This window comes from Psychrobacillus sp. FJAT-21963, assembly GCF_001420585.1.
GTDB lineage: Bacteria > Bacillota > Bacilli > Bacillales_A > Planococcaceae > Psychrobacillus.
The window spans coordinates 41,664-66,258 of record NZ_LJIY01000009.1 but is presented as its reverse complement, the minus strand read 5'-3'; the positions used below and the strand labels follow the sequence as shown (position 1 = coordinate 66,258).

25 protein-coding genes are annotated in these 24,595 nt (G+C 35.6%); 11 read left to right on the top strand and 14 right to left on the bottom strand.

Annotated features, from left to right (window positions below; all coding sequences use genetic code 11):
- Nucleotides 1–342: 342 nt before the first annotated feature.
- Nucleotides 343–1,335, bottom strand: coding sequence for a lipoate--protein ligase (locus AN959_RS16905; RefSeq protein WP_056832474.1), 993 nt, complete (start codon nucleotides 1,333–1,335; stop codon nucleotides 343–345).
- A gap of 122 nt (nucleotides 1,336–1,457) precedes the next feature.
- Between AN959_RS16905 and yhfH the strand changes: the two genes are divergently transcribed.
- Nucleotides 1,458–1,583 carry a protein YhfH gene (gene yhfH, locus AN959_RS20820; RefSeq protein ID WP_082355136.1) on the top strand — a complete coding sequence of 42 codons (126 nt, stop codon included), beginning with the start codon at nucleotides 1,458–1,460 and terminating at the stop codon, nucleotides 1,581–1,583.
- Between the two features lie 601 nt (nucleotides 1,584–2,184).
- Here the strand turns inward: yhfH and AN959_RS16900 are convergent.
- From AN959_RS16900 to AN959_RS16875, 6 genes are all read right to left on the bottom strand, one after another.
- The gene (locus AN959_RS16900; protein ID WP_056832472.1) at nucleotides 2,185–4,374 is read right to left on the bottom strand and encodes a YhgE/Pip domain-containing protein; all 2,190 of its coding nucleotides are present in this window, start codon (nucleotides 4,372–4,374) and stop codon (nucleotides 2,185–2,187) included.
- 66 nt (nucleotides 4,375–4,440) lie between these two features.
- The gene (locus AN959_RS16895; protein WP_056832470.1) at nucleotides 4,441–5,010 is read right to left on the bottom strand and encodes a TetR/AcrR family transcriptional regulator; all 570 of its coding nucleotides are present in this window, start codon (nucleotides 5,008–5,010) and stop codon (nucleotides 4,441–4,443) included.
- An 89-nt stretch (nucleotides 5,011–5,099) separates the two neighbouring features.
- The gene (locus tag AN959_RS16890) at nucleotides 5,100–5,558 is read right to left on the bottom strand and encodes a FixH family protein (RefSeq protein WP_056832468.1); all 459 of its coding nucleotides are present in this window, start codon (nucleotides 5,556–5,558) and stop codon (nucleotides 5,100–5,102) included.
- Entirely contained in the window at nucleotides 5,555–6,949 is a 1,395-nt protein-coding gene (locus AN959_RS16885) for a cell wall metabolism sensor histidine kinase WalK (RefSeq protein ID WP_056832466.1), read from the bottom strand. The genes AN959_RS16890 and AN959_RS16885 overlap by 4 nt, the downstream gene beginning before the upstream one ends.
- Nucleotides 6,946–7,620, bottom strand: coding sequence for a response regulator transcription factor (locus AN959_RS16880; protein WP_056832464.1), 675 nt, complete (start codon nucleotides 7,618–7,620; stop codon nucleotides 6,946–6,948). The genes AN959_RS16885 and AN959_RS16880 overlap by 4 nt, the downstream gene beginning before the upstream one ends.
- Complete coding sequence (locus tag AN959_RS16875; RefSeq protein WP_056832462.1) at nucleotides 7,617–8,561, bottom strand: YncE family protein; 945 nt, start codon at nucleotides 8,559–8,561, stop codon at nucleotides 7,617–7,619. The genes AN959_RS16880 and AN959_RS16875 overlap by 4 nt, the downstream gene beginning before the upstream one ends.
- A gap of 107 nt (nucleotides 8,562–8,668) precedes the next feature.
- On the opposite strand from AN959_RS16875, the gene AN959_RS16870 reads away from it, so the two are divergent.
- On the top strand, nucleotides 8,669–9,646 hold the full coding sequence (locus AN959_RS16870; RefSeq protein ID WP_056832460.1) for a nuclease-related domain-containing protein: 978 nt from the start codon (nucleotides 8,669–8,671) through the stop codon (nucleotides 9,644–9,646).
- 567 nt (nucleotides 9,647–10,213) lie between these two features.
- Here AN959_RS16870 and hemH read toward each other — a convergent pair.
- Both hemH and hemE read right to left on the bottom strand, forming a co-directional pair.
- The gene (hemH, locus tag AN959_RS16865) at nucleotides 10,214–11,143 is read right to left on the bottom strand and encodes a ferrochelatase (protein ID WP_056832458.1); all 930 of its coding nucleotides are present in this window, start codon (nucleotides 11,141–11,143) and stop codon (nucleotides 10,214–10,216) included.
- Nucleotides 11,144–11,163: 20 nt separating this feature from the next.
- Nucleotides 11,164–12,216, bottom strand: coding sequence for a uroporphyrinogen decarboxylase (gene hemE / locus AN959_RS16860; protein WP_056832456.1), 1,053 nt, complete (start codon nucleotides 12,214–12,216; stop codon nucleotides 11,164–11,166).
- Between the two features lie 203 nt (nucleotides 12,217–12,419).
- Here hemE and AN959_RS16855 point away from each other — a divergent pair, with 203 nt between their 5' ends.
- On the top strand, nucleotides 12,420–12,908 hold the full coding sequence (locus AN959_RS16855; RefSeq protein WP_056832454.1) for an antibiotic biosynthesis monooxygenase: 489 nt from the start codon (nucleotides 12,420–12,422) through the stop codon (nucleotides 12,906–12,908).
- 61 nt (nucleotides 12,909–12,969) lie between these two features.
- Complete coding sequence (locus tag AN959_RS16850) at nucleotides 12,970–14,136, top strand: M20 family metallopeptidase (protein WP_056832452.1); 1,167 nt, start codon at nucleotides 12,970–12,972, stop codon at nucleotides 14,134–14,136.
- Between the two features lie 32 nt (nucleotides 14,137–14,168).
- Here AN959_RS16850 and AN959_RS16845 read toward each other — a convergent pair whose 3' ends face one another.
- Together AN959_RS16845 and AN959_RS16840 are read right to left on the bottom strand one after the other, a co-directional pair.
- Complete coding sequence (locus AN959_RS16845; protein ID WP_056832451.1) at nucleotides 14,169–15,365, bottom strand: ABC transporter permease; 1,197 nt, start codon at nucleotides 15,363–15,365, stop codon at nucleotides 14,169–14,171.
- Complete coding sequence (locus tag AN959_RS16840; RefSeq protein WP_053588342.1) at nucleotides 15,349–16,098, bottom strand: ABC transporter ATP-binding protein; 750 nt, start codon at nucleotides 16,096–16,098, stop codon at nucleotides 15,349–15,351. Before AN959_RS16840 ends, AN959_RS16845 begins: the two co-directional genes overlap by 17 nt.
- Before the next feature lie 120 nt (nucleotides 16,099–16,218).
- Between AN959_RS16840 and AN959_RS16835 the strand changes: the two genes are divergently transcribed.
- The 6 genes from AN959_RS16835 (at nucleotide 16,219) to AN959_RS16810 (ending at nucleotide 19,357) form a co-directional block, all read left to right on the top strand.
- Nucleotides 16,219–16,644 carry an HIT family protein gene (locus AN959_RS16835; RefSeq protein ID WP_056832448.1) on the top strand — a complete coding sequence of 142 codons (426 nt, stop codon included), beginning with the start codon at nucleotides 16,219–16,221 and terminating at the stop codon, nucleotides 16,642–16,644.
- A gap of 118 nt (nucleotides 16,645–16,762) precedes the next feature.
- Nucleotides 16,763–17,287 carry a tryptophan transporter gene (locus AN959_RS16830; RefSeq protein ID WP_056832446.1) on the top strand — a complete coding sequence of 175 codons (525 nt, stop codon included), beginning with the start codon at nucleotides 16,763–16,765 and terminating at the stop codon, nucleotides 17,285–17,287.
- Between the two features lie 99 nt (nucleotides 17,288–17,386).
- Nucleotides 17,387–17,761, top strand: coding sequence for a YtxH domain-containing protein (locus AN959_RS16825; RefSeq protein WP_056832444.1), 375 nt, complete (start codon nucleotides 17,387–17,389; stop codon nucleotides 17,759–17,761).
- A gap of 143 nt (nucleotides 17,762–17,904) precedes the next feature.
- Nucleotides 17,905–18,465, top strand: coding sequence for an HTH-type transcriptional regulator Hpr (locus AN959_RS16820; RefSeq protein WP_056832441.1), 561 nt, complete (start codon nucleotides 17,905–17,907; stop codon nucleotides 18,463–18,465).
- Between the two features lie 91 nt (nucleotides 18,466–18,556).
- Nucleotides 18,557–19,102 carry a DUF3267 domain-containing protein gene (locus AN959_RS16815; RefSeq protein ID WP_053588337.1) on the top strand — a complete coding sequence of 182 codons (546 nt, stop codon included), beginning with the start codon at nucleotides 18,557–18,559 and terminating at the stop codon, nucleotides 19,100–19,102.
- Between the two features lie 69 nt (nucleotides 19,103–19,171).
- Nucleotides 19,172–19,357, top strand: a complete 186-nt coding sequence (locus AN959_RS16810) for a hypothetical protein (protein ID WP_053588336.1) — start codon at nucleotides 19,172–19,174, stop codon at nucleotides 19,355–19,357.
- A 254-nt stretch (nucleotides 19,358–19,611) separates the two neighbouring features.
- Here AN959_RS16810 and AN959_RS20815 read toward each other — a convergent pair whose 3' ends face one another.
- A complete protein-coding gene (locus AN959_RS20815; protein ID WP_082355134.1) occupies nucleotides 19,612–19,716 on the bottom strand; it encodes a YjcZ family sporulation protein in 105 nt (34 codons plus the stop codon).
- A 137-nt stretch (nucleotides 19,717–19,853) separates the two neighbouring features.
- Between AN959_RS20815 and AN959_RS16805 the strand changes: the two genes are divergently transcribed.
- Nucleotides 19,854–20,786 carry a peptidylprolyl isomerase gene (locus AN959_RS16805; RefSeq protein ID WP_056832439.1) on the top strand — a complete coding sequence of 311 codons (933 nt, stop codon included), beginning with the start codon at nucleotides 19,854–19,856 and terminating at the stop codon, nucleotides 20,784–20,786.
- Nucleotides 20,787–20,950: 164 nt separating this feature from the next.
- Here AN959_RS16805 and yhaM read toward each other — a convergent pair whose 3' ends face one another.
- Entirely contained in the window at nucleotides 20,951–21,889 is a 939-nt protein-coding gene (gene yhaM / locus AN959_RS16800; RefSeq protein ID WP_053588334.1) for a 3'-5' exoribonuclease YhaM, read from the bottom strand.
- Nucleotides 21,886–24,594, bottom strand: coding sequence for an AAA family ATPase (locus AN959_RS16795; protein WP_056832437.1), 2,709 nt, complete (start codon nucleotides 24,592–24,594; stop codon nucleotides 21,886–21,888). The genes yhaM and AN959_RS16795 overlap by 4 nt, the downstream gene beginning before the upstream one ends.
- Between the last annotated feature and the right edge of the window lies 1 nt (nucleotide 24,595).

The window sequence follows — 24,595 nt, the reverse complement described above, 5'->3', positions numbered from 1 at the left end:
TCCCTTTCAGCGGCGTTGCCTTAGCCTCCTTGGCCAACACGATGTTGGTCATGCAATCGTTGCCGCAAAAGTTCTTTTGCGACGAGCTTTGCGCAGGAGCAGGATGCTGCGAACTTAGATTGCCTTCCCCTCAATTGCGGGGTCTTCGGCTAACGCTATTCCCGCAGGAGTGTCGCCTTTTTCAACGACTTTCAATAAATACTAATTAAAAAAATTAATGCGTTTGCGTTGCCAGTGCGAATGCCATAGATTAGTGTAGTTATCTTTCATATGATGAAGTAAGCCAATTTTAAAATGTAAAAAAGCCTAACATACTTAATATGTTAGACTCTTCAAATATTATTAATAGATAAGCTGTACTAATTCTTCTTTTGAAATACCGCCAAAGTACTTTGGAACGTCGATTGGTTCAAGTGCCTCTTCTATAGCTTGTTTACTATATAGTTTACCGACTAATAGTTTTTCTACTTCTTCCATATCACCGACACCAAAGAAATCACCATAGATTTTCACTTCTTCCATAATACCTTTATTTACTTCTAATCGAACGTCGACTCCTCCTGTTGGGAAACGGTGGGAGTGTTTTATATTAAATTTAGGTGATTTACCGTAATTCCAATCCCATTGTTGATAGCGTTCTTCTGAAAGCTTATGAATGTTTTTCCAATCTTCTTCTGTAAGTTCCCAATATTGTACATTCTCTGCTCCACCAAAAATAGAGGCAAGAATTTCTGAGCGAAACTGTTCAATTGTCATCGTGTTTTCCATTAAATCAGAAATGTTTGTTACGCGGCTACGAATTGATTTGATTCCTTTAGACTCAATTTTTTCTTTACTTACCTTTAACGCAGATACAACTGCATCAATTTCTGTATCGAACATTAAAGTACCATGGCTGAACATTCTTCCACGCGTAGAATATTGTGCATTACCAGATATTTTTTTTCCTTCTGCCAAAATATCATTTCTTCCAGAAAGCTCAGCAGTCACACCCATTTTACCAAGTGCATCTATAACTGGTTGTGTAAATTTTTTAAAATTGCGGAAGCTATCCCCGTCATCTTTTGTTAAAAAACTATAGTTTAGATTCCCTAGGTCATGATACACTGCACCTCCACCCGAAAGTCTGCGAACAGGTATAATTCCATTTTTCTCTACAAAGTCTGTATTAATTTCTTCCACTGTATTTTGATTTCTCCCAATGATAATGGAAGGCTGATTTATGTAAAACAGAAGAAAAGAATCCTTTTCAACATCCATTGTTTTTAAAGCATACTCTTCAATTGCAAGGTTAATTCGTGGGTCTGTTATTCCTTTATTATCAATAAAATACATGATCATCTCTCCTTTAGACCTATTTTAACAAAAAACTGCGGAATGTGTTGACAAATGATTCTGTGTTATATTACAATCAATTTAACTTAAACAGTTATATAACAGATGGAGGTGGAACAACTATGTTAGAAAACGTAATTGAATTTTTCCGTAACCTGCCTGAGAAAAAATGTGCTACATGCGGTGAAACAATTGAAGAGCAGCATGAGTGCTATGGTAATCAATGTGATAATTGTAATTCCATTTAATTTTTTTGAAATGCCAGCTAGATTATTCCCCATTCTAGCTGGCTTTTTTTCGTGCAAAAAATAAGAAAATCGTTGAAACGGCTTCCTTTCCGCGGGCGTTGTCTTAGCCTCCTAGGCCAACACGATGTTGGTCATGCAATCGTTGCCGCAAAAGTTCTTTTGCGACGAGCTTTGCGCAGGAGCATTGTTTTTTGCGACGAGCTTTGCGCAGGAGCAGGATGCGGCGAACTTAGATTGCCTTCCCCTCAATGCGGGGTCTTCGACTAACGCTATTCCCGCAAGATTGTCGCCTTTTCCAACGATTTTCTATAAATACTAATTGTAAAAATCTAAGTGATAAAAACTCAATTAATGGCATAATGTTTTTTTATTGAATAGCGGATAATAGTTGATTGAAGTGGAAGGCGGCGACTCCAGCCGGAATAACATGAGCTGAAGACCCTGGACTGAGCTTAGCGAGGGAAGCGGCTGAAGCCATGCCGGCGGAAAGCGTCCGTCTGGAACGGAAATCAATGGGGTTCGGTCAAAAAGCGAGGGGTAAGCTTCAGATATTTATCATATATAAAAAATGCCTATCCTTATGTTGGATAGGCATTGAATATTATGCTTTAGCTGTTTGTTTGGAATGTCGTTTTGAAAACAATAACATGAAATAACCAAATGTTAATGCCAAGCAAGCAACCATGAAACCAATTAACACACTATTATTAAACCAAATTTGACTAACATCGCCCGAAGAAATAGACGCTTTAAATGCTTGAACTGAATAAGTCATTGGTAATAATTTGTTGAAAAATTGTAATGGCTCAGGAAGTAACTCTAATGGGAATGTTCCAGCGCTAGTTGTTAACTGAAGAATTAACACAATTATCGCTAAAAATCTTCCTGGATCACTGAATACAGAAACGAACAATTGAATCATCGCTAAGAAAGTAAAGCTAGTGATGATTGCAGTTAAAATGAACAATCCTATGCTTTGAGTTTCTAGTTTTAATGCAAATAATGCAATTAGAACAACAATAAGCGATTGGATAATTCCAACAGCGGCAAGAACGGTAACCTTACTTGTAAACCATTTCGCTCCACTAGAAGGCGTAATAGCAGGTTGTACGAATGGGAATACAATGGAGATTAGTAACGCACCAACAAATAAACCAAGTGATAAGAAATATGGTGTAAATCCTGTTCCATAGTTTGGAACTGCATTCACTTCTTCTGTTTTTACTTCAACAGGAGCGGCAACCATATTGAATGTATCATCTGTGGCACTTACGTCTCCCACTTCTTTACTAGCGTCTTTAAGGCTAGATTGCAGTGTATTTGTACCATCGACCAAAGCTTTTGTTCCATCTGCTAGTTTTGTAGAGCCAGCTGCTAGTTCACCAGATTTTTCTGCCAGTGTTCCGGTTCCAGTTTGTAGTTGTGTGGACCCAGCTGCTAATTGATTTAAGCCACTAACCAAACTATTTGAACCAGTATAAGCTTGTTGTATTCCGGATTGAAGCTCTTTCATTTTTGCTGCTAACGTACTTGTACCTGTGGATAGACTAGTTGAGCCTTCAACTAACGCAGAAGAAGAATCATTTAGTTTTGATATACCTTGTTGTGCCTGTGAATAACCAGCACTTAGTTGTTCAGCTCCATCATGCACTTTAGCTGTTCCACTCTCCAAAGCGGCTGTACCACTTGTTAATTTTTCTAACCCTGCTGATACAGTTGAACTACCAGTCTCCAGCTGTTTCAGTGATTCCTTTAATGCAGTTGACTGTTCTTCTGGTAATGCGGCACTTAGTTGTTCCAGTTGTTTGGATAATGCTTGTATCCCAGCTGTTACATTTGTCGACCCTTGTGCTAATTGGGTAGCACTATCATTTAAATTTGCAGAACTATTTTGTAGTTGGGCTAATGATGCTAACAAAGTTTTGTCTTTCTCACTTAATAATTGATAACTTTCATTTAGCTTTGCTACTCCTTCTGTGTACTGCTGAATACCTGTTTGTAATGACCCAGCTCCTGTTGCGGCTTGACTTGCCCCATCTGCAAGTTGTGTTGAGCCATCAGACAATTGAGAGAGACCAGTATTTAATTGGGTAGAACCTTCGGCAGCAGTTTGTATTCCTGAATTAACTGTAGTAGTTCCATCACGAAGCTCTATTGTACTGCTTGCAAGTTGCTCTAAATAACCTTTTAAATCACTTGCTCCATCGTTAAGTTCAGATGCACCGTCTTTTAATTGACCTGCTCCGTCTGATGCTTCAGCGAATCCATCACCAAGTTTGTTAATAGAAGAAAATAGTTGTTCCGCATAAGTAGTCGTAACTTCTTCATTCACTTGTGCACGAATTTGTTCCATTGCAGAGTTACCAATTTGTGATGCTAAAAAGTTATATCCTTCATTCGCTTTATACGTAATAACCATTTTTTCTGGTTGTTCCTCTAATAATGTTGTTGCATGCTGTGAAAAATTACTTGGTATTTCAATTAGTAAATAATAATCTTGATCTAATAATCCTTGTTCTGCTTCCTTCTTGGAGACAGATTCAAAATTAAACTGTTCACTATCTATCAGTTTATCCGTTAATGTTTCTCCTAGAGCCAGTTTCGTCCCGTTATAATCTGCCCCTTCATCGCTATTGATAATAGCCACTGGTAGATCGCTCAATTTTGCATAAGGATCCCAAAATGCCCATAAAAACATGCCCGCATACAAAACTGGTATAAATAACACCGCAATAATTGAAACCAATACTTTCCGGTTTTTAAAGATTGCTTTCCATTCTGCTTTTATCATTTTTACCCCTCCAAAACTAATTGACCAAAATGTTCATTCGGTCATTTTTCTTCAAAAAAAGGAGTCTCAATTTAAGAGACTACGAAAGAAAGTATCTTGAATAATAGTTGAAATTTCATCTTCCGATAAAGATTGGTCATGAGTTATGTTCCAATCATTCACGAGAGCAAGATACGTTTTTAATAGTAAATATGCTACAAGTTCACTATTAACTTGTCGAATTTCTCCTCTTTCTATATATTTATCAATCTTTTCTTTCACAAACGAAACTATTGCTTGTTCCACTTGTTGGACTACTTGTTGAACGGTAGGTGTTCGTAATTCTTTTTCTTCATCTATTATTTTTACAAATAGCTGATGTGTTTCTCTAAACTCCAACATCTTCATCAACGCCGCGTGAGCATTTTCCTGAAACGAACCATCCTCTTTAATCGCTTTCGTTGCCTCATGTTTCATTTCTGCTATCATTTGAAGGACAATTTCTTGAAAAAGGACTTCTTTGTTTTCGAAAAATGTATAAATAGTTCCTTTTCCAACGTTTGCAATTTTGGCGATTTGATCCATTGTTGTAGCTTTATAACCGAAAAGCGAAAAAGATTTCGTTGCTGCTGTTAGTATTTCCTGCTTCCGATCCATCGATTTCACCCCTAAAGAAAAATTGACTAGAAAACCAAATCGGTCATCTAGTCAATATAATACACTCATTTTGTTTTTTTAGCAAGTATTTATTCGTGATGCATAGAATCATCACTGTCGTCTGGTTTCACTTTACTCATGTCAGGATTTCCGACCTTTAATTCTTGTTTCGGCATAACATGAAGGCCACGTGCTGTTGTATGGGCAAACATATAATAGACACCATCATGATCAAAAGTATAATTAGCTTCGTAAACACCGTCTTTCGTGAAAGTACCTTCTAACATTTCACTTTGGTCGCGCATCCCAGACTCCCATACTTCAAACTCCACTTTATCCGCATCGTTAACAGCCTCCTCGCCTTGAGTAACTTTTGCTGAAAGTGTGATTTCCTCTCCAACAGGTAATGTCTCTTCTGTTTGAATATCTACTACAACCTCTTCTAAAGTACCTTCATTATGTGAACCTTCGTCATGTGTTGTATCTTTAGAAGAACAACCTACTAACGTTAAAGTTACTAATGCAAGTATAGCTAAAATATTTTTCATTCGAATGAATCCTCCCAAATAGGTAATGTAATGTATACCGTCGTTCCTTTTCCAACTTCACTAGTAAATTCTAGCTTTCCTTTTTGAATAGCAACTAATTGGGAGGCAATGGAAAGTCCTAATCCTGTGCCCCCGTCTGAACGACTTCTTGCTTTATTCACGCGGTAAAAACGCTCCGTAATATGAGCTAAATGCTCTTTTTCCATACCACATCCTTCATCCTTTATTTCAATTGTCGTATCCTTTTTTGTCGTTTTATTGCTAATGCTTATACTGGACCGGTTTGGCGAATAGTGAATCGCATTTTCCAAAACATTTATCAAAATTTGTTTTGTTTTCGGTTCATCCACATTTAATATGGTATCTTCATCAACCGTTACAATAAATGATATTTCTTTTTCATAAGCGTTAGATTGTACGAGGTGAATTACTTCACGAATGGCTTCCGCTAAAACAATCGGTCCAGTCTCGACATCTTCATCGTTTTCTGCTCTAGCAACGGTTAGCAAATCATTCGTTAACTTTTGCATGCGATCTGCCTCTCGAACGATTAGTTTATAAATTTCTTCTTGTTTCTCTTCTGGTATAAGCTTTTGTTCAAAAGCCTCTCCATAACCTTTTATATAACTAATTGGTGTTCTTAATTCATGCGAAACAATTGAAAGGAAATCTCGTTTTTTTTCATCTTCCTCCTGTATAGAAGCAGCCATTTGGTTAAAGGTTTGAGCGAGCTCACCAATCTCATCTTGAGACTCCACATTCACTCGAGTAGTATAATTTCCGCCTGCCATCGAAAGAGCTGCTTCTTTTAACCTTGCCAATGGTGTTAACACTTTCTGTAGACTTTTTAGGCTAATATAAGCCATTCCTATTAACAGTAAAGAAACAATCCCAATCAAAAAGACAACATCTTTAGAAGCCATTTCGGTTATTTTTGTTAATGGTACATATAAATAAATAATTCCTTCTAACCGATTTTCATCGACAAGAGGGTAAATAACCGATACAACTTCTCGATCAAATCTACTTTCAAACCCTCTTTTCGTAACTGAATTACCGGCAAGCAGTTCTGCTCTTTCCTCTGCTCCTATTAAACTGTCATAATCGATATCGAAAGGAACGCATGCACTCAATTCCCTCGGATTTCGAACAGTAAAAGCTTCTATATTCGAAAAACGATTATACTCTTCTGTTTGTTTAATAAATTCGTCTGAGACAACTCCACCATCATATGTACGATGTAAATTTTCTGCAACCTCTTTCATAGAGTTCTCCGTATGTTGCACATACAGCTCCTCATATAAAAAATTTGTAAATACGACTAAGAAAACAATGGTAGTAGCAATAAAGACAAGCAACAGCATCCAAATTTTAAAGGATAACTTTTTCATTCTTTAACCTCAAAACGATATCCTATTCCCCAAACTGTATCAATGTATTTCCCAGCAACTTCACCGAGTTTCAGACGAAGCGTTTTTATATGCGTATCAACAGTGCGTGTACCACCTTCATACTGTATACCCCAAAGCAATTCTAGCAACTGCTCCCTAGAGAAAACTTTTCCTTCATTCTCCATGAATAAATAGATGAGTTCATATTCTTTCAAAGTAAGGACAATTTTAAAACCATCTCTCTTGAGTTGTCTCCCCACAATGTCATTTACTAATATTCCCTTTGTTATAATATCATTATTCGAGGAATATCCAGTTCTTCTAAGTATTGCATTGATTCTAGCAGTTAACTCCATTGCCGTGAATGGCTTTACAACATAATCATCTCCACCAAGCTGTAGTCCTTTTACTAAATCGCTCTTTGCATCAAGCGCTGTTAAGAAAATAATAGGAACTTCAGAAAACTGACGAATCTCTTCACAAACAGCAAACCCATCCTTTTCAGGCATCATAACATCTAAGAGAATAAGATCGATTTCTGTACTTTGTAGAAATTCGATTGCTTGATTTCCATTTTCAGCTTGGATTACTTGGAGGCCAGCCTTTTGTAAATGCATTTCAACTAGTTTTCGCATATCCTGTTCGTCATCTACAACTAATATAGTCGTCATTTACTTGCCTCCCTCTTAATCAGTTGAAAAGGCCCTTTACCAACTGAAACCTTCTTTATTACTTCTCCATTTTGTAAGAAGTAAACTTGATGATCGTCATAACCTGCTACTACAAGGCTTTCGCCAAAAGATGTAATAGAGAAAGGATTGGCTCCAACTTTAATAGAAGAAACCAGTTCTCCTCCTTTAGTGAATTTATAAACATAATTATTACCATGACTAACAGCATAAACGAATCCATCTGACGCATCCGCAAAATCTATAGGCATCATTGGTGCTTCCATTTCTCCCTGCAGTTCTCCGCTCTGTATATTGTACTTGCTAATAACTTTATTTGCCTGGCTTCCTGCACCATGTCCACCAACCCAAAGCTCGTTATCAACCAAATGTAGTCCGTGGGAGGATGTAGGTATTTCCCAAGTAGTAACTAATTTTAAATCATTTATATTGTAGACAGACAATATCGTGTCTTTGAAATTAATAACGTACAAATTGTTATGATCTGCAATCATCGACATCGGATACCGACCAGTATCAGCTTTAGCAATTTCATTCCCTTTTACATCATATGAAGTAACCGTATTTTCCTTCCCATTTGCAACATATATAGTTTCTTTAACTGCATATGCAAAGGTAGCTCCTTCATGGACAGGGTAAGTTGCAATAAGTTTTCCCGTAGAAATTTGTAAAAGTTCTGCTTCTTCTAATGTGTAACCATACAAAAATATGTAATCATCTGAGACATGTGTAAATCCCGTATATGGCTTATCCAACTCCCAAGTTTCTATCAATTCTAGATTTTTTGAAATAAATTGAATAGATGGCTCCAATGTGTTTAAGCTTGCTACAAAATCCGTAGACGAATCAATGGGTGGAAATGTTTTATCTGAACAGGCTGACAGCATTCCACATAAAAAGAATAAACCTATTATTTTTCTCAAGAATTCGCCTCCTTTTTAACCATTCTAGCCGAAATCTGTGAAAAAAGATTGAAATACCTCGAAAAATCAATCAAAAATGGAATAGTCGCAATTAGGAGATAATTTATTTGTCTGATACGCTAATAAAAAAGGGGCTGATATCAATTATTTCTCGAAATCCTCCGCAATCCCACATAGCATCAAATCGACTTCTCATTAGACTTCACACCTCACATCCAAAGACAAATGAAATATGTGAACAATTAAATAAAATAGAAGCAGGTTTTGCTGGAGAACAACTAGTAGACCGCAGTATTTTGGAAGTAAGTTTCCCAAAAGACCTGTACATTTTTACTGACCTTCAGTTGAAAATCCATGATTATCTTTACATTCAGTTAGATACGCTTATTGTTACCAAAAAATACTTACTCATTATTGAAGTGAAAAATATGGTTGGAACGATTACTTTTCAACCACATAAAGGACAGGTTATACGGAACCTGGATGGAGTAAGAACACCCTTCGAATGCCCAATCACGCAAATCAATAGACATATACACGCTATTGGGCAAATGCAATTGCCTCTCCCTATATTTAAAGCAATTGTTTATTCTTCTAATCGTGTCATATTAGAAAATGTACCCCCAGGCGAACCTATTTTCTTTCGTAAAAATCTCCCTCTATATATTCAAAATCTTAATAATATAGAGGACAGCATAAACACTTCTCAATTTGAGGAAGTAATTAAGAAAATACAATTGAGGCGAAGTACGTTTCAACAAAAACCTCTTTGTGAAAGATGGAATATACATCCTGAAACTCTCATTAGAGGATTGCTATGCAAAAACTGTGGGAAATCCTTATGTAAAATAACTAATAAAACATGGAAATGCACCAATTGTAAAGCTGTTGATCGTAATCCTATTGCACATAATATAGATGATTATTTTATATTAATTAAAGATTCTATCACTACTGCCGAATGCAAAGACTTTTTCGGTTTATCTTCTTCACATGAAGCATACTATATGTTGAAGAAGTGCAATTTACAGAGCATCAATCATGGAAAAAAAACAGTATATCGGAAGAAAAGTGGGATTTTCTGAGATTGGCCCGGGTTTTTCTGAGATACTCAGAGATTTTCTGAGATACGCTCGAGATTTTCCGAGATACTTCAAGATTTTCTGAGATACTCACGCGATTTTCTGAGATCCCTCGAGATTTTCTGAGATTCCCGGAGATTTTCTGTGATACTCGAGGTTTTCTGTGATACTCCGAGATTTCCTGAGATATTCCGAGATTTTCTGAGATACTTCGAGATTTTCTGAGATACTCCGAGATTTCCTGAGATACTTCGAGATTTTCTGAGATACCTAGATATTTTCTGAGATACTTCGAGATTTTCTGAGATACTCCTAGATTTTCTGAGATACTCCCGGGATTTTCTGAGATTCCCAGAGATTTTCTGAGATACTCAGAGATTTTCCGAGATACTTCAAGATTTTCTGAGATACTCACGTGATTTTCTGAGATCCGTATGAGATTTTCTGAGATCCCTCGAGATTTTCTGAAATACTCCCGGGATTTTCTGAGATTCCCAGAGATTTTCTGAGATACTTTTTTCGAACAATATAAAAACCTCTAGCGAGAACTATGCTAGAGGCTTTCTATGATTAAGCTTTTAAGTGTTTTAATACGACGTCTGCCATTGCATCGATAAAAAGAGGTTGTGCATTCGGCATAGCTGGACGAACATAGGTTGCGCCGATTTCGTCACAAACTACTTTACATTCGTAGTCATTATCGTATAGCACTTCTAAGTGCTCTGCTACAAATCCAACTGGAGTGTAAACGAATGTTGTGAAGCCTTTTTCTTCATGTAATTCACGTGTTAAGTCTTGTACATCTGGACCAATCCATGGTTCTGGAGTTTGTCCCGCACTTTGCCAGCCAACAGCATAGTTTTTCACGCCAGCTGCTTTTGCGATTAAGTCAGCAGTTTCTTTCAATTGATCTGGGTATGGATCGCCTAGCTCTTTAATTTTTTCTGGTAAAGAATGCGCTGAAACGATTAAGCAAGCTTTCTCACGTTGCTCTTCAGACATCGCCGCAAATGCTTCGCCTACTTTTTCAGTCCAATATTGTATGAATTTAGGCTCGTCATACCAGCTTTCAACGGAGGTAATTTTTAAGTTGCCAAGTTTTTCTGCCTCTTCTTTAATTCGACCGTTATACGATTTAATCGAGAATGTTGAGAAGTGAGGAGCCAATACCATGGAAACTGCTTCTGTAATACCGTCTTTGTGCATTTCAGACACAGCATCTTCTAGGTAAGGTTCAATATGCTTTAATCCAATGTATAATTTAAATTCAATTTCATCTTGAATTTCATTTAAACGTTCACAAAGACCTTTCGCTTGGTTTTCTGTAATTTTAGCAAGTGGAGAAATTCCTCCGATTGCTTTGTAGCGACCAGTTAAATCGGCCAATTGCTCTTCACTTGGTTTACGTCCATGACGGATATGTGTATAGTAGCGTTCTATATCTGCTTCCTCATATGGTGTTCCATATGCCATTACTAGTAATCCCATTGTTTTTTTCATTCGTATCACCTCAAGATAGTTTAGTTAGATTTTGCTGCAATCAATTCTTTACTATATTCATGTACTAAAGTTGTTAAGCGCTTCAGCGTGTCCGGATCTACCTCTGGAAATACACCATGTCCAAGATTAAAGATATGTCCTGGATTTGCTACTCCTTGTTCTACAATAACTTTTGCACGTTTTTCGATTTCTGCCCAATCTCCAATCAGATAAGAAGGATCTAGGTTCCCCATAAGCGTTTTCGTTAATCCTTTAGCACGAGCTTCCTCAATAGATAAACGCCAGTCGATTCCGACTACATCCACCGACAAATCATGCCATTCCATTGCTAAGTGACTAGCTCCAACACCAAACGTTATTAAAGGAACACCTGTCTCACGAAGCTCATTGAAAATACGTGTCATTACTGGTTTAATGAAAATACGATAATCTGCTACGTTTAAAGCTCCAACCCAAGAGTCAAAAATTTGTATCATTTTAGCTCCGGCTTTGACTTGTGCTTTGATATAAACAATGATCATATCAGCTAGCTTGTCCATTAGAGCAAACCATGCTTGAGATTCAGAAACCATAAATGCTTTCGTTTTGTTATAACTTTTCGAAGGGCCACCCTCAATCATGTAACTTGCCAATGTAAAAGGTGCACCTGCAAATCCGATTAGTGGAACATTTAATTGTTCCGTTGTTAGAAGTTTAATCGTTTCTAAAACAAAAGGTACATCATCTTCTGGTGATAGGTCCCCAAGATTATACACATCTTGCACAGTTCGAATCGGATTCGAAATGACAGGGCCAACACCCGCTTTTATTTTTACATCTACTCCAATTCCAGTTAGAGGAGTTACGATATCTTTATATAGTATAGCTGCATCCACATTATAATTTTCTACTGGAAGACGTGTTACATAGGCACATAACTCAGGCTCATGCGTAATCTGTTCTAACGAGTATTTTTCTTTAATTTTTCTATACTCTGGTTGTGAACGGCCAGCCTGCCTCATATACCATACTGGTGTGTGATCTACTGCTTCTCCACGAGCTGCACGTAGTATTGTATCATTAAAAGTTGACATTCCCTTTTCCTACCTTTCTTCTATATAACTGTACCCTGTTCAATATACGTCTCAACTATAGACGTTCTCTTGCTTATTGTATATAAATATAATGTAATTGTCATAAATTTGTCCTGCATTTCCAGTCTTTATTTTGAAATAGAGTTTTTAATTTGACTTTAAGGGGAAAAGTATTACCAATAAAGAAAGTGGAGGTTAATTATATGAACTTTTATATAACATCTGGAACACCCGAATTTATGGATTCAATTAAAAAGAAGCATCCAAAAGAAGATTTGTTTCTTTTGCATGGTGTAGGTAACTCTGTTCTGATTCATGAAACTTCTGGCAAGTCTGTTTTCCAAGTACCACGTAAATATGAAATTCTAGAGTCTTATGGTAGGTTTTCCGAAAAAGGGTATTTCGTTTTGCAACACATACCTCTTTCCGATGAAGGACGTCCTATATTTGAATATCAGTATACCAAATTAACTGAAACAGTTGAAAAAGAGCCTGGTTTTATCGCTCTTCGTGTACTGAAGCCCTTGAAGTCTGACACGTATATTATTTTAACAGAATGGTCTGGACCAAATAGTTTTGAAGTATGGAAAAAATCAAATCCATTAAATTTTGACCATGTAGCAGATAAGCAAAAGATTTTCACAAGTGCCCCTTATGTATCTACCTATAAATCATTGCCTAAAGAAGCTTGAGATGAAAGCTTCTTTTTTTCTGTTATAATATAACAAAAAGAAATTAACGGGGGCGAGGATTTTGACAGAAGAATTATTAAACAAATTAGAGAACTCTTTTAACGATATGGTTTCAATTCGCCGTTACTTACATATGCATCCTGAGGTATCCTTTCAAGAAACAAAAACAGCAAAATATATTCAAGACTTTTACACAGAATTAGGAATTCCTTTTCAAGCAAATGTTGGTGGGAATGGAGTTGTAGCAAGAGTTAAATGTGCACTTCCTGGTAAAACAGTTGCACTACGCGCTGACTTTGATGCACTTCCAATACAAGATGAAAAGGATGTCCCATACAAATCAACAGTTGCCGGAGTAATGCATGCTTGCGGACATGATGGACATACTGCCACACTACTTATTCTCGCTCGATCAATCAATGAATTGAAGGACCAATTATCTGGTGAATTTGTTTTTATTCATCAACATGCGGAAGAATATGCGCCTGGTGGAGCTAAACCGATGATTGATGCAGGCTGTTTAGAAGGTGTCGACGTTATTTTCGGTACGCATTTGTGGTCATTAACCCCCCTTGGCACAATTGAATATAAATCCGGACCTATTATGGCAGCTGCCGACCGTTTTCATATAACTATTCAAGGTAGAGGTGGTCATGGTGCCAATCCTCATCAAGCGAAGGATGCAATCTTAGTTGCTTCTCAGTTAGTTGTAAACTTGCAACAGCTAGTTTCTAGAAGAGTAAATCCAACAGAAGCTGCTGTTCTATCAGTTGGTTCTTTTGTAGCCGAAAATGCATTCAATATTATTGCAGATTCTGTTAAACTTGCTGGTACAGTGCGTACTTTTAATGCAGAAGTTCGTGATTTGATGGAAAATGAACTAGAACGTGTTATTAAGGGAACATGTCTGACAGCCGACTGTACATACTCATTTAACTTCGATAGAGGGTATCCGCCAGTTATTAACCATAAATCAGAAACAGAATTTCTAGCATCTATAGCAAATGAAATTCCCGGAGTTGAAAAGGTTCAAGAATCTGAGCTCCTCATGATTGGCGAAGATTTTGGCTATTATTTAGAGAACATTCCTGGAACATTTTTCTTCACGGGGGCTATGCCTCAAGGTGAAGTCTTCCCACACCATAGTCCAAAGTTTGACTTTGATGAACGTGCCATGCTAATCGCAGCTAAAACGTTAGGAACCGCTGCAATAAATTATCAAAAATAAAAAGAAGGCTGTCCGTGACGACAGCCTTCTTTTTATTGCTTACTCATTCGAAGTGTTATTTCAGATATTACATATATCGCTAGTGGCACTAATAGCATGAGGTTAGTGTATTCTGAAAAAATTAAGATCGCTAACAAGACAAATAATGCCTGTACAAATTGTATGATGCGAAGCAACTTATTTACAGCTATTTTTCTAGCATTCGAATCTATTGGAAATAGTAAATCCATTCGAAATTCTTGTCCTGAAAGAAGTGCATGTTTTAACTGAATGACCGAGGCAAATGCTAAAGCACCAGTGAAAATAATCGCAACGATTGGGAAAGGAATAAAAATAGCGCCTACTACAGATAAAAAGGTCAATCGAACCCATAAATAAAAATAATCATCTGTTCGAATAAACGTACGCAACACTAAATATAACTGAGCATTTTTTTGTGCAAATGGTGCAAGTTTATAAAAGCCATCCAGCCATTTTCTTCTTTTCTTTTTACCTCTAATATGTGGGACATCAGTAAACATATTGGCAAATCGATAAAAACGCATCATTCGGGATTGTTCCACTTCTATAAAATGATCAAATGGATATGCAATCTCTTTCTTTTTCTTTTGCCAAACTATGAGGTATATCACCCCAATTACAACTGCTCCAATTGAAACTATATAATAACCACTCATGAGAAAGTAAAATACGGAGAATATTAAAAGAAATCTTACAAAACGATCTATCCAAACGTACTTACCATTTGAAGCCCATCGGTAATTAAATTCCACTTGAATGCTCCAGTTTTTTAGTACAAGTAAAATTAAAAATAAATTGAAAATCTCATTTTTAGATAAACCGCCTATTTTAGTTAGCAAAGGAATTGAAACAACATAAACTGCGATAGAAACAAAGACACTTGAAAAGTATGTCCATCTTAAAGCAAGCTTTAAATAATCGGGTAGTTTTGTCTCCAAAGGAAGAAAATAAACACCATCGGCATGTTTCATTAATGTGACAGGGGGACTTATCACTAAAAACAAACTCAATACAAAAGCTACGAGTAAAAAAGCCGGGAAATCGGTTGGGGCTGTTTTTAACCATTCACTATAGGCATATCCTGCTGCTCCAATTGCAAAAACAAAGACAACCGCAATATGACCAGTTGCTATAAACTTTAAGTATTTCTGCAACTCATTTATATAAAAAACAAACCGTTTATTCCATACTTCACGCAAGTTTTTCATCGTTTTGTTCCTTCGTCATTTCGATATATAAATCATCTAATGTCGCATATGGCATATTAAAAACAGCCCGCAAATCATCCATTGTCCCCTGTGCTCTAATTTTCCCGTTGTGTAAAAGTAAAATTCGATCACAATATCTTTCTGCAGTAGATAATATATGCGTCGACATAAGTACGGATGCTCCCTCATCTTTTCTTGCTTTCATTTGATCTAGGAGTGATTGTATTCCTAATGGGTCTAGTCCCACAAATGGTTCATCGATAATATATAATGATGGACTCACTAAAAAAGCACACATTATCATAACTTTTTGACGCATTCCTTTAGAGAAATGGGAAGGAAACCAGTTAAGCCTTTTTTCCATACGAAACTCTTTTAACAAAGATTCCTTTCGTGCCTCAAATACAGATGGTTCTAAGTTGTAAGCCATAGCTGTCAATTGCAAATGCTCCATTAATGTTAGTTCATCGTATAGCACAGGTGTTTCTGGAATATAAGAAAAAGAAGAACGGTATATTTCTGGGTCTTCTTTCATCGTTTTTCCGTTTAATCGAATCTCACCTTGTGCAGCGTTCATTGTTCCAATGATATGCTTAATAGTTGTACTCTTCCCTGCTCCATTCAATCCAATTAATCCAACTAATTCTCCTTTACCAATCGAAAAAGTTAGATCATGTAAAACCGGCTTCCTTGTATAGCCGCCTGTCACATTATTTACTTCTAATACTGTCATTTCTGCACCTCATCTCTAATAAATAGTTTACCAAAGCTAATAGGAAAAATCTTCTTTCATCCACCCCAATCTATATATTATATGGTAAACTCATCGTAAGAATGAATAGGAGGTTTTTTCATGAGTGAATGTATTTTTTGCAAAATAATTGATGGTTCTATTCCTAGCGCAAAAATTTATGAAGATGAGCATGTTTACGCCTTTATGGATATTATGCCTTTGACAAAAGGCCATGCACTTGTAATACCAAAAAACCATAAAGAAAATGTGTATGATTTATCAGAAGAAGAAGCAAGTAATCTATTTAAAGTAGTTCCTAAAATCGCTTCTGCTTTAAAAGATGCATATGGCCCAGTAGGAATGAACCTACTAAACAATAACGGTGCGCCTGCAGGACAAAGTGTATTTCATTTCCATTTACACTTCATTCCTAGATACGACCAAACAGACGGGTTCCGTGCAACATGGAATACAAAAGAAAAAACATATTCACCTGAAATTATCCAAGATTTAGCGAAAGAGGTATATGAAAAGCTAAACAATTAGTTGTTGCATTTAGATTCGAAAAGAATTACAATCTAGGTAAGTTTCTTGCTAGTGGTCAAGAGGATACGTTAGAGGAATCTTACAAATAGAGCTTAGAAAAGCTGAGGAGAGATGAGAATTGAATACAAAAAATTTAGTATTAATGTCCCTATTAGTAGGTGTAGGTGCAGTTCTTTATATTGTTATCCCAGGATTTAATGGTGGGATGAAACCAGATTTCATGTTAACAATGATGTTTATCAGTATATTATTATTTCCAGAGGTTAAAAGCGTTTTCTTACTTGGAATTTCTACTGGAATCATTTCGGGATTGTTTTCTACATTCCCAGGAGGATTTATTCCAAACGTGATTGATAAAAGCGTAACAGCGTTTGTTTTCTTCGGTTTAGTACTATTACTTAGTAAATATGCAAAAAAATTACCTGTTGCAATTGTGCTAACATGTGTAGGAACGCTAGTATCTGGAACAGTATTTTTATCAAGTGCAATTTTCGTTTTTGGAGCTAGTGCATTATTTGGAGAATTATTTGTATTAGTTGTACTCCCTGCAGTGGCTATAAATGCGGTTGCATTCTTCATTATTTATCCGATAATTGGAAAGTTAATAAAACGCTCAAAATTTGAAACTGCCTTAACAGCTTAAATTACTAGCTTTCCTTTTCATAGGAAAGCTTTTTTTGTACAGTAAATTATGTTTTAATTATTGTAAGGAGAGGAATAATACATATAAAGGGGTGATGAAATGAAAGTTTCACAATTTTTAATAGGGATTGCTACTGGTGCAATCGCAGGTTCGGTTTCCGTGCTTCTTTCGACTCCACAATCAGGTAGTCAGCTTCGATCTTCCATTAAAACAACTTCACTGGATTATAAGGACAAGCTTGCGGAAGTTAAAATAAAATTACAAGATTTAAAAAGTTCAATAAGCCGGTTAAGTAAAGAGTCAAAGGAAGTAGTGCCTGAAACAATCCAGGGGCTTAAAAAGGATATCACTGAATGGAAGCGCGAAACCACTCCACTTCAGCATCAACTCCAAGCAGAAATTAGTTCCATCCAACAAGCAATCGAAGAATTAGAAAGAACACTTCCAAAACCGAAAGAGAAGGTAGTAAATTAAAAAAAGAGGAATGCATTTAGTCAACTTCATGATTAAACGCATTTCTCTTTTTTTATAAAATTATNGAATAATATTATATTTCCACATACATACTTTCTTGCTATAATGTTCGAAAGAAAAGAATCGAGAAAGAAGGGTTGGACATGACAGAACAGTTTTATACGATGAAAGAAGCAATGCTTTATAGTCAACGAATTGCTCAGCTTTCCAAAGCACTTTGGAAAGCTGTAGAAAAAGATTGGCAAATATGGATAAAACCCTATGACTTAAACATTAATGAACATCATATTCTATGGATATCGTATCATTTAGAAGGAGCGACTATTTCGGACGTAGCAAAATTTGGAGTAATGCATGTTTCTACCGCTTTTAACTTCTCAAAAAAACTAGAAGAACGAGGACTTCTTTCCTTTTCTAAGAGAGATACAGACAAACGAAACACATATGTAGATGTGACTCCAAAAGGAAAAACATTATTAGAAGAAATGTATCACAATTATCATGATACACCCCACTCTGTAATCGAAGGTTCTATACCGATGAAGGAGCTGTATGGCAAATTCCCTGAATTTATGGATGTGATGGCTGTCATTCGTAATATATATGGGGATGACTTTATGGAAATATTCGAGCGTTCTATTAAAAATATTGATGAAACATTCACAAACAATGTAATTGCATCAAGGGATGAAAGCGCTATATAAATTTTAATATATTCCCTATTGCTTTTTACAAGGAAACATCGTATTGTATGTATCTGAAAGATATTCACTTACGTATAGGAGATGCATACACTTGCATTGCTGGAAAACAATTAATGTGAAAAAACAATACGGCTTAGATCGTCTTTTTCTTTTATCTTCTTTGCTCGTTATAACTGTTTTTTCTGTCGCATATGTTTTGTTAGGAATTATTAATGATTCCACCAAATCCGATGATTACTTTTGGGTATTCTTACTTACATTTTTAAGTATCTATCCAATTCATAAACTTTTACACTATATTCCTCTTTTTCGTTATAGAGAAAAAGTAAAATTTTTAATTATTAAGCAATATGGCTTTTTGCCAATCGTTAATTTGCGTGTGATTGAACCAATTAATAAGAATAGATTTATTTTTTCATTGTTAGCACCGTTTATATTTCTTAATCTATCCTTAGTCATCGCTGCTTTATTAGTTCCTATGTTTGCTCATTACTTTACTATGTTATTAGCTTATCACTGTGGAATTTGTTTAATAGATTTAATTTATGTAAAAAATTTAAGTAAGTCACCTAAAACAGCACTTATTGAAGAAACAGATGCTGGTTATGAGATATTAGTGGCTCCAGCCCAACCTTAACAATATCTACTACTTGTAAACTATGTTCCTTCTTTGATATGCTTACTAGTATATGAAGGGAGACTAGACATGATTATATTTACGTTGATTCTATTCTCAGCATTTTACTTAATACAAATCAATCGAATGACATTCGCTTTAGTAATGTCAAAAGAAATTCCAGAAGAAAAACACCCAAAGATTTTTCGTACCATTAATATATTGATTACGATACTTCTTGTAAGCTTCTATGTGGAATTAGTTTATACAGTATAAGAAAAGTGAAAGAAGCCAGCGACAATCAAATGACTGTTTTCTGCGACGAGCTTTCTGCAGGAGCAAACTGGCATTTGACATCGAGCTAACGGCGACTGGACATTTACTTTGTAAAACATTTAATACTTTCTTATTTGAAAAAGAAAAAATTGACCCAAATCATGTAAATGATGCTGGGTCATTTCTTTTAATAAAAAAAAAAGGATGAAAAGAAGAACCAAGATCGTTTTTAACGATCTTAGTCCGCCCTTTCATTAGTAGATGAACGCTGCGCCTACAATGATTAAAAGAATAAATAACACAACAATCAAAGCAAAGCCAGAGCCACTGTTGTAACCACCATTATATTGTCCTCCCATTTTGAACACCTCCTTTTCAATGTATCCTATGCGATTTTGAAAAAAATCGGTAGGCAAATGAATGGGAACTATTTTTGTTTTTATTTCGTTTATGTTATAGTAACTACTGCAACACGAAGAAGTTAGGAGAGAAAAAAATGAAAAAAACAGTATTGTCATTTACACTTGCAGCATCAGTCCTTGCATTAGGAGCATGTAGCAATGATTCTGCAGATAACAGTGAAGTAATTGCTACTTCAAAAGTTGGAGATATCACGCAAAACGATCTATATGAAGAAATGAAATCATCTATTGGAGACCAAGCATTTCAACTTCTTATGATCGAAAAAGTACTTGATTCTAAGTATGATGTGACTAAAAAAGAAGTAGACGCTCAATTGAAAGCTGACAAAGAGCAATTAGGCGAAAACTTCGAAGCTATGATCGCACAACAAGGTTATACAGAAGAATCATATAAAAAGTACTTAGAACTTAACTTACTGCAAGAAAAAGCTTTAATTGAAGATGTAGACGTTACAGAAGAAGAAGTTAAGGCAAAATATGAAAATATTAAAAACGAAATTAACGCTCGCCACGTTTTAGTTGCAGATGAAGCAACTGCTAAAAAAGTAAAAAGTGAACTAGAATCAGGCAAAGACTTTGCTGAAGTAGCAAAAGAATATTCTACTGAACCGGCAGCTCAACAATCTGGTGGAGAATTAGGTTGGTTTGGTAAAGGTGCAATGGTACCAGAATTTGAAGAAGCTGCATTTGCATTAGAAAAAAATGTAATTAGTGATCCAGTCCAATCACAACATGGTTTCCACATTATTGAAGTAACGGACAAGCGTACAATCGAAGAATCATATGAAGATAAAAAAGCAGAACTTGAGAAACAATTAAAGCTTGAAAAAGCAGATACTTCTACATTGTTGACTAAAGTTTCGAAGATGATGAAAGACGCTGATATCAAAATTAAAGATGAAGACTTAAAAACTGCGTTAGATCAATTTTTAAATGCTTCAGACGCACCTGCTGAAGAAGGTACAACTGAAGAAGAAGCAGATACAACTACTGATAGTGAAAAATAATTAGATAAGCCCAATGTCTTTTTTGATGGACACTTTGGACTAAACCTCGTCTACACTATTATCTAGAATATTATTGAAAAGGGGAAAGTGACTGAGTCACTCTCCCCTTTTTTCTCATCTGATCAGAAAAAAACGTAAAAGCATAAAGCTTTTACGTTTTTTTATTATTCAAATGTAGGTTTATAGAACGAACGGTTTTCAAGTGGGAATAAGCGCTCTGTAAATTCACCTGGATTCGTTTTATCTAAAGCCCGATTTAACATGTTCATCTTCGCATCAATATTGTCAATATAATGCAAGATTTCGGCTTCGCGAACCATTGGACGTTTTGGGCTTCCCCATTCTTCTTTACCATGATGACTTAGTACCATATGTTGAAGGAGCATTACCTCTTCTCCTTCAATTTGAAGCTCTTCTGCGGCCTTCGATATCTCGTTCACCATAATAGTAATGTGACCAAGTAAATTACCTTCAATTGTATACGTAGTTGCTACAGGTCCAGACAGCTCTAGTACCTTTCCTATATCGTGCAAAATAATTCCTGCGAATAGCAAGTCTTTGTTAAGTGTTGGATAAAGATCACATAAAGCTTTTCCTAGCTTCAACATGGATACGACATGATCAATCAAACCAGATGCATAATCATGATGATTTTTTGTAGCTGCTGGAAACGTCATAAACTCATTTTGATGCTTTTTTAATAAATGTCGAGTAATTCTCTGTATTAACGGATTTTTCATCTCAAAGAAAAATTGCATGAGCTCTTCCATCAATTCTTCTTTAGATTTTGCAGCAGATGGAACCAAATCATTTATTGTAATCGGTTCATCTGCTTTTGCAGGTCGAATACTTTTTACACGAAGTTGAAATTTCCCACGGTAATCTTGTATTTCACCACCGACACGAACTATTTGACTTGCTGCAAATAGCTTTTCATGCTCTTCGTTTGTATCCCATAATTTAGCTTCTATATCGCCACTTTTATCTTGCAATAAAAGCGACATAAATGGTTTCCCAACAGTTGTAATTCCTTTTGTCGATTGTTTGATTAGTAAGAAATGATCTACTGGATCCCCTACTCGTAATTGTGTAATACCTTTCATTTCACAATCCCTCCACTTCCAGCTAATAATGTCGCTACTCGTATGACATTTACATCCTTCCAGACATATTGCATATTTTCATGACATGTAAAATACAGTAGTTGATGCTCTTTTTGTAGCTCCTCCATTAATTGTACCACTTGTTGTAATCGGAAACGATCGAAATGTACAAAAGGATCATCCATAATAATAGGAAAAGGTGCTTTCGTTTTTAATGATATAGCTAATGCAATACGTAGTGAGATATACGCCTGCTCTTTTGTTGCTTGACTTAGTTCTGCAATTATAAAACGCTGTCCGTTATATTTCACAGCCTCAAAGATTCCTTCTGGTGTTAATATCAATTGTTCGTATGATTGACTAGTAAGCCTTTGAAAATAGCTTTGAGCCAAGTCTAGCACTTCGGGTAGACGTTCCTCTTTTAGTTGCACCATCATTTGTTTTATAGCTACAACAACAGCTTTTAATGCTGCCCATTGCTTCACATATTCTTGCAGCTCTGCTTTTTTTTGTTCTAGTTTTTGTAACATATCACTTTGCTTTTCATCGTGGAGCAGTATGTTAGTCTTATAATCTAAAGATGCTCTCTCTTGAATCAATTCATTACGATTCTTCTGGATATCAGTTAATTGTTCCTTGGTTTCCCGTTCAAACTCTTCTTCAAAGTCATCTATGTCTATTTCTAGATTCCCTAATTGCATTTGTAACTGATGTAATTCTTTTTCTAAAAATACTTTTTGTTCAAATAATCGATGAGCCTCATAAAAATCACTTTCGGACTTTGCATTTGCTTCTTGAAATAGCGTTTGAATGCTTTCTGCATACACATCAAGCAATGAAGTATTTTCTTTTTGCTTAGTTACAATCTCATTTATTTTATCTCGAATAGATTCATTTTCTTCAAATTTCTTTTTCTCTGAAAGATAGTGCTCACGAAGCTGATGGAATAACATGTCATCAATTAAGAAAATATCTGCTACTATTTTGGATTGCTCCAATAGTTCTTTCATTCTTATGTTTATTTCATTTAATTTTATTTCCATTTGATCGAGGTGGATTTGTTGCTCTTGAATTAAACGTAATCTATTAAATAGCTCTTTTAATAAACTCGGTGAAAGTTGGTTATTAAAATAATAATTATTTAGAAATAATTGTACATGCTGATTAATAGAATGCTCACGTTGCTCTAAATCATTTATTTTATTCTCCAGCTGATTAATTTGCTGAAATAGAGCGTCCTCTTCTTTTAATAATAGTTTTTCATATGTTTGTACATCTTCTGTTTGAGTCATCATTTTTTTCAAATAATTAAAACCAACAAAAACAATGACACTGACTATTAGTGAAGCTAATCCAAACATCCAATTGGATAGGACAAAACTAAAAATAATTCCCAAAAGAAGGATGGCACCGCTAAGTGTTAAGCTAATTCCATCTGCTTTACTTTCCTCTTTTTTAGTATGCCTCACTTCTGAAATACGTGTTTTCTGATGGTGAAGATCTTCCTTTTTCATTTGTAAAATACGTTTTTCCTGAAGCAGTTCACTTTCTAACTTTTCTCGTTCTTTTAAAAGAGTTATTAGCTTTTCCTCTTGTTGAATAGATACATCTGCTTCTGTAATGTTGCTTAAGTTCTTCTCCCAATCTATTCCAACAAGAGATAGTTGCTGCATTTGATTTTGTAAAGTTTTCGTTTGTTCTTCTTCTATTTGTATTCGTTTTGCTTTGAGCTGATGCCATTCTGTTTCGTATGCTAAGAAGGATTTCAATCTTTCCAATTCTTCTACTGACAATATTTCATTATTATTCTTTAACTCTTTGAGATTGTCTCTTAACTGTTCATTCGCAATATTAAGGCTCATTCTTTTGTCTTTTATCATTTCATATCGTCTAATACCATCTGCAGGAAAAATCTGATCTTTGACTTTTTCAAAAGATTCTTCAAGCTCCAACTGCTTTTCTTTTAATGGTTTTAATTGCTTCCATTGCATATAAAGTTGTAATTGCGATTGGGCTTGTTTTTCTTGTTCAGATGATTGGACTAGAAGGGAGTCTATTTCCCTCAAACGATTAATAGATGGCTCGTACTCATTTACTTTTTCTAGATATAGCTTCCACTCTTCTTCTAATACACGTAGTTCATCTATTTTTTGATTTATGAGAGGTTTTTTGCCACTTGGTTTAAATAACTCACCCATTTCTTTGACAAATTGAGCTTCCACCTTTGATAATGTGTCCATACCAGTCGTTCCGGAAGCAAGCAAAGTTCGGGTTAACTCTTCTTCAGTCAATTTTTCAAAGCCCTGTAATTGAAGAAGTGAAAATGAAAAAATCGCCTCAAAATCAGAACGATTATATGAATGTAAGAGGGATGCTAATTCTTTTTCTCCTCCACGATCTCCATTCTCAAAGTAAACTATGACGTCACCGCTTGCTTTTCCTTTAATCCTTTCAATTACCACACGTCCCTTTTGTTCATCGTAAAATTGAATCTTTCCACCATACATTGCGCCACTTTTCGGTTCATATCTTAATAGTTGTGCATTTTTTTGTGGAAAGCCAAAAAGTATATGCAAAATGAATTGCTGAATGGACGATTTTCCAGCTTCATTTTCACCATATAGTACGTTTAATCCAGATTGAAAGTTTATTTGTACATTTTCGTGCTTTCCAAAGCCATAAATATGGAGTTTTTCAATTTTCATC

Coding starts and splice junctions, on each gene's coding strand:
- AN959_RS16900 (WP_056832472.1), bottom strand. CDS start 4,374: ATGATAAAAGCAGAATGGAAAGCAATCTTTAAAAACCGGAAAGTATTG.
- AN959_RS16890 (WP_056832468.1), bottom strand. CDS start 5,558: ATGAAAAATATTTTAGCTATACTTGCATTAGTAACTTTAACGTTAGTA.
- AN959_RS16855 (WP_056832454.1), top strand. CDS start 12,420: ATGAACTTTTATATAACATCTGGAACACCCGAATTTATGGATTCAATT.
- AN959_RS16840 (WP_053588342.1), bottom strand. CDS start 16,098: ATGACAGTATTAGAAGTAAATAATGTGACAGGCGGCTATACAAGGAAG.
- AN959_RS16845 (WP_056832451.1), bottom strand. CDS start 15,365: ATGAAAAACTTGCGTGAAGTATGGAATAAACGGTTTGTTTTTTATATA.
- AN959_RS16895 (WP_056832470.1), bottom strand. CDS start 5,010: ATGGATCGGAAGCAGGAAATACTAACAGCAGCAACGAAATCTTTTTCG.
- yhaM (WP_053588334.1), bottom strand. CDS start 21,889: ATGAAAGGTATTACACAATTACGAGTAGGGGATCCAGTAGATCATTTC.
- AN959_RS16825 (WP_056832444.1), top strand. CDS start 17,387: ATGAAAGTTTCACAATTTTTAATAGGGATTGCTACTGGTGCAATCGCA.
- AN959_RS16795 (WP_056832437.1), bottom strand. CDS start 24,594: ATGAAAATTGAAAAACTCCATATTTATGGCTTTGGAAAGCACGAAAAT.
- AN959_RS16880 (WP_056832464.1), bottom strand. CDS start 7,620: ATGACGACTATATTAGTTGTAGATGACGAACAGGATATGCGAAAACTA.
- hemH (WP_056832458.1), bottom strand. CDS start 11,143: ATGAAAAAAACAATGGGATTACTAGTAATGGCATATGGAACACCATAT.
- AN959_RS16805 (WP_056832439.1), top strand. CDS start 19,854: ATGAAAAAAACAGTATTGTCATTTACACTTGCAGCATCAGTCCTTGCA.
- AN959_RS16810 (WP_053588336.1), top strand. CDS start 19,172: ATGATTATATTTACGTTGATTCTATTCTCAGCATTTTACTTAATACAA.
- AN959_RS16905 (WP_056832474.1), bottom strand. CDS start 1,335: ATGTATTTTATTGATAATAAAGGAATAACAGACCCACGAATTAACCTT.
- AN959_RS16885 (WP_056832466.1), bottom strand. CDS start 6,949: ATGAAAAAGTTATCCTTTAAAATTTGGATGCTGTTGCTTGTCTTTATT.
- yhfH (WP_082355136.1), top strand. CDS start 1,458: ATGTTAGAAAACGTAATTGAATTTTTCCGTAACCTGCCTGAGAAAAAA.
- AN959_RS16835 (WP_056832448.1), top strand. CDS start 16,219: ATGAGTGAATGTATTTTTTGCAAAATAATTGATGGTTCTATTCCTAGC.
- AN959_RS20815 (WP_082355134.1), bottom strand. CDS start 19,716: ATGGGAGGACAATATAATGGTGGTTACAACAGTGGCTCTGGCTTTGCT.
- hemE (WP_056832456.1), bottom strand. CDS start 12,216: ATGTCAACTTTTAATGATACAATACTACGTGCAGCTCGTGGAGAAGCA.
- AN959_RS16820 (WP_056832441.1), top strand. CDS start 17,905: ATGACAGAACAGTTTTATACGATGAAAGAAGCAATGCTTTATAGTCAA.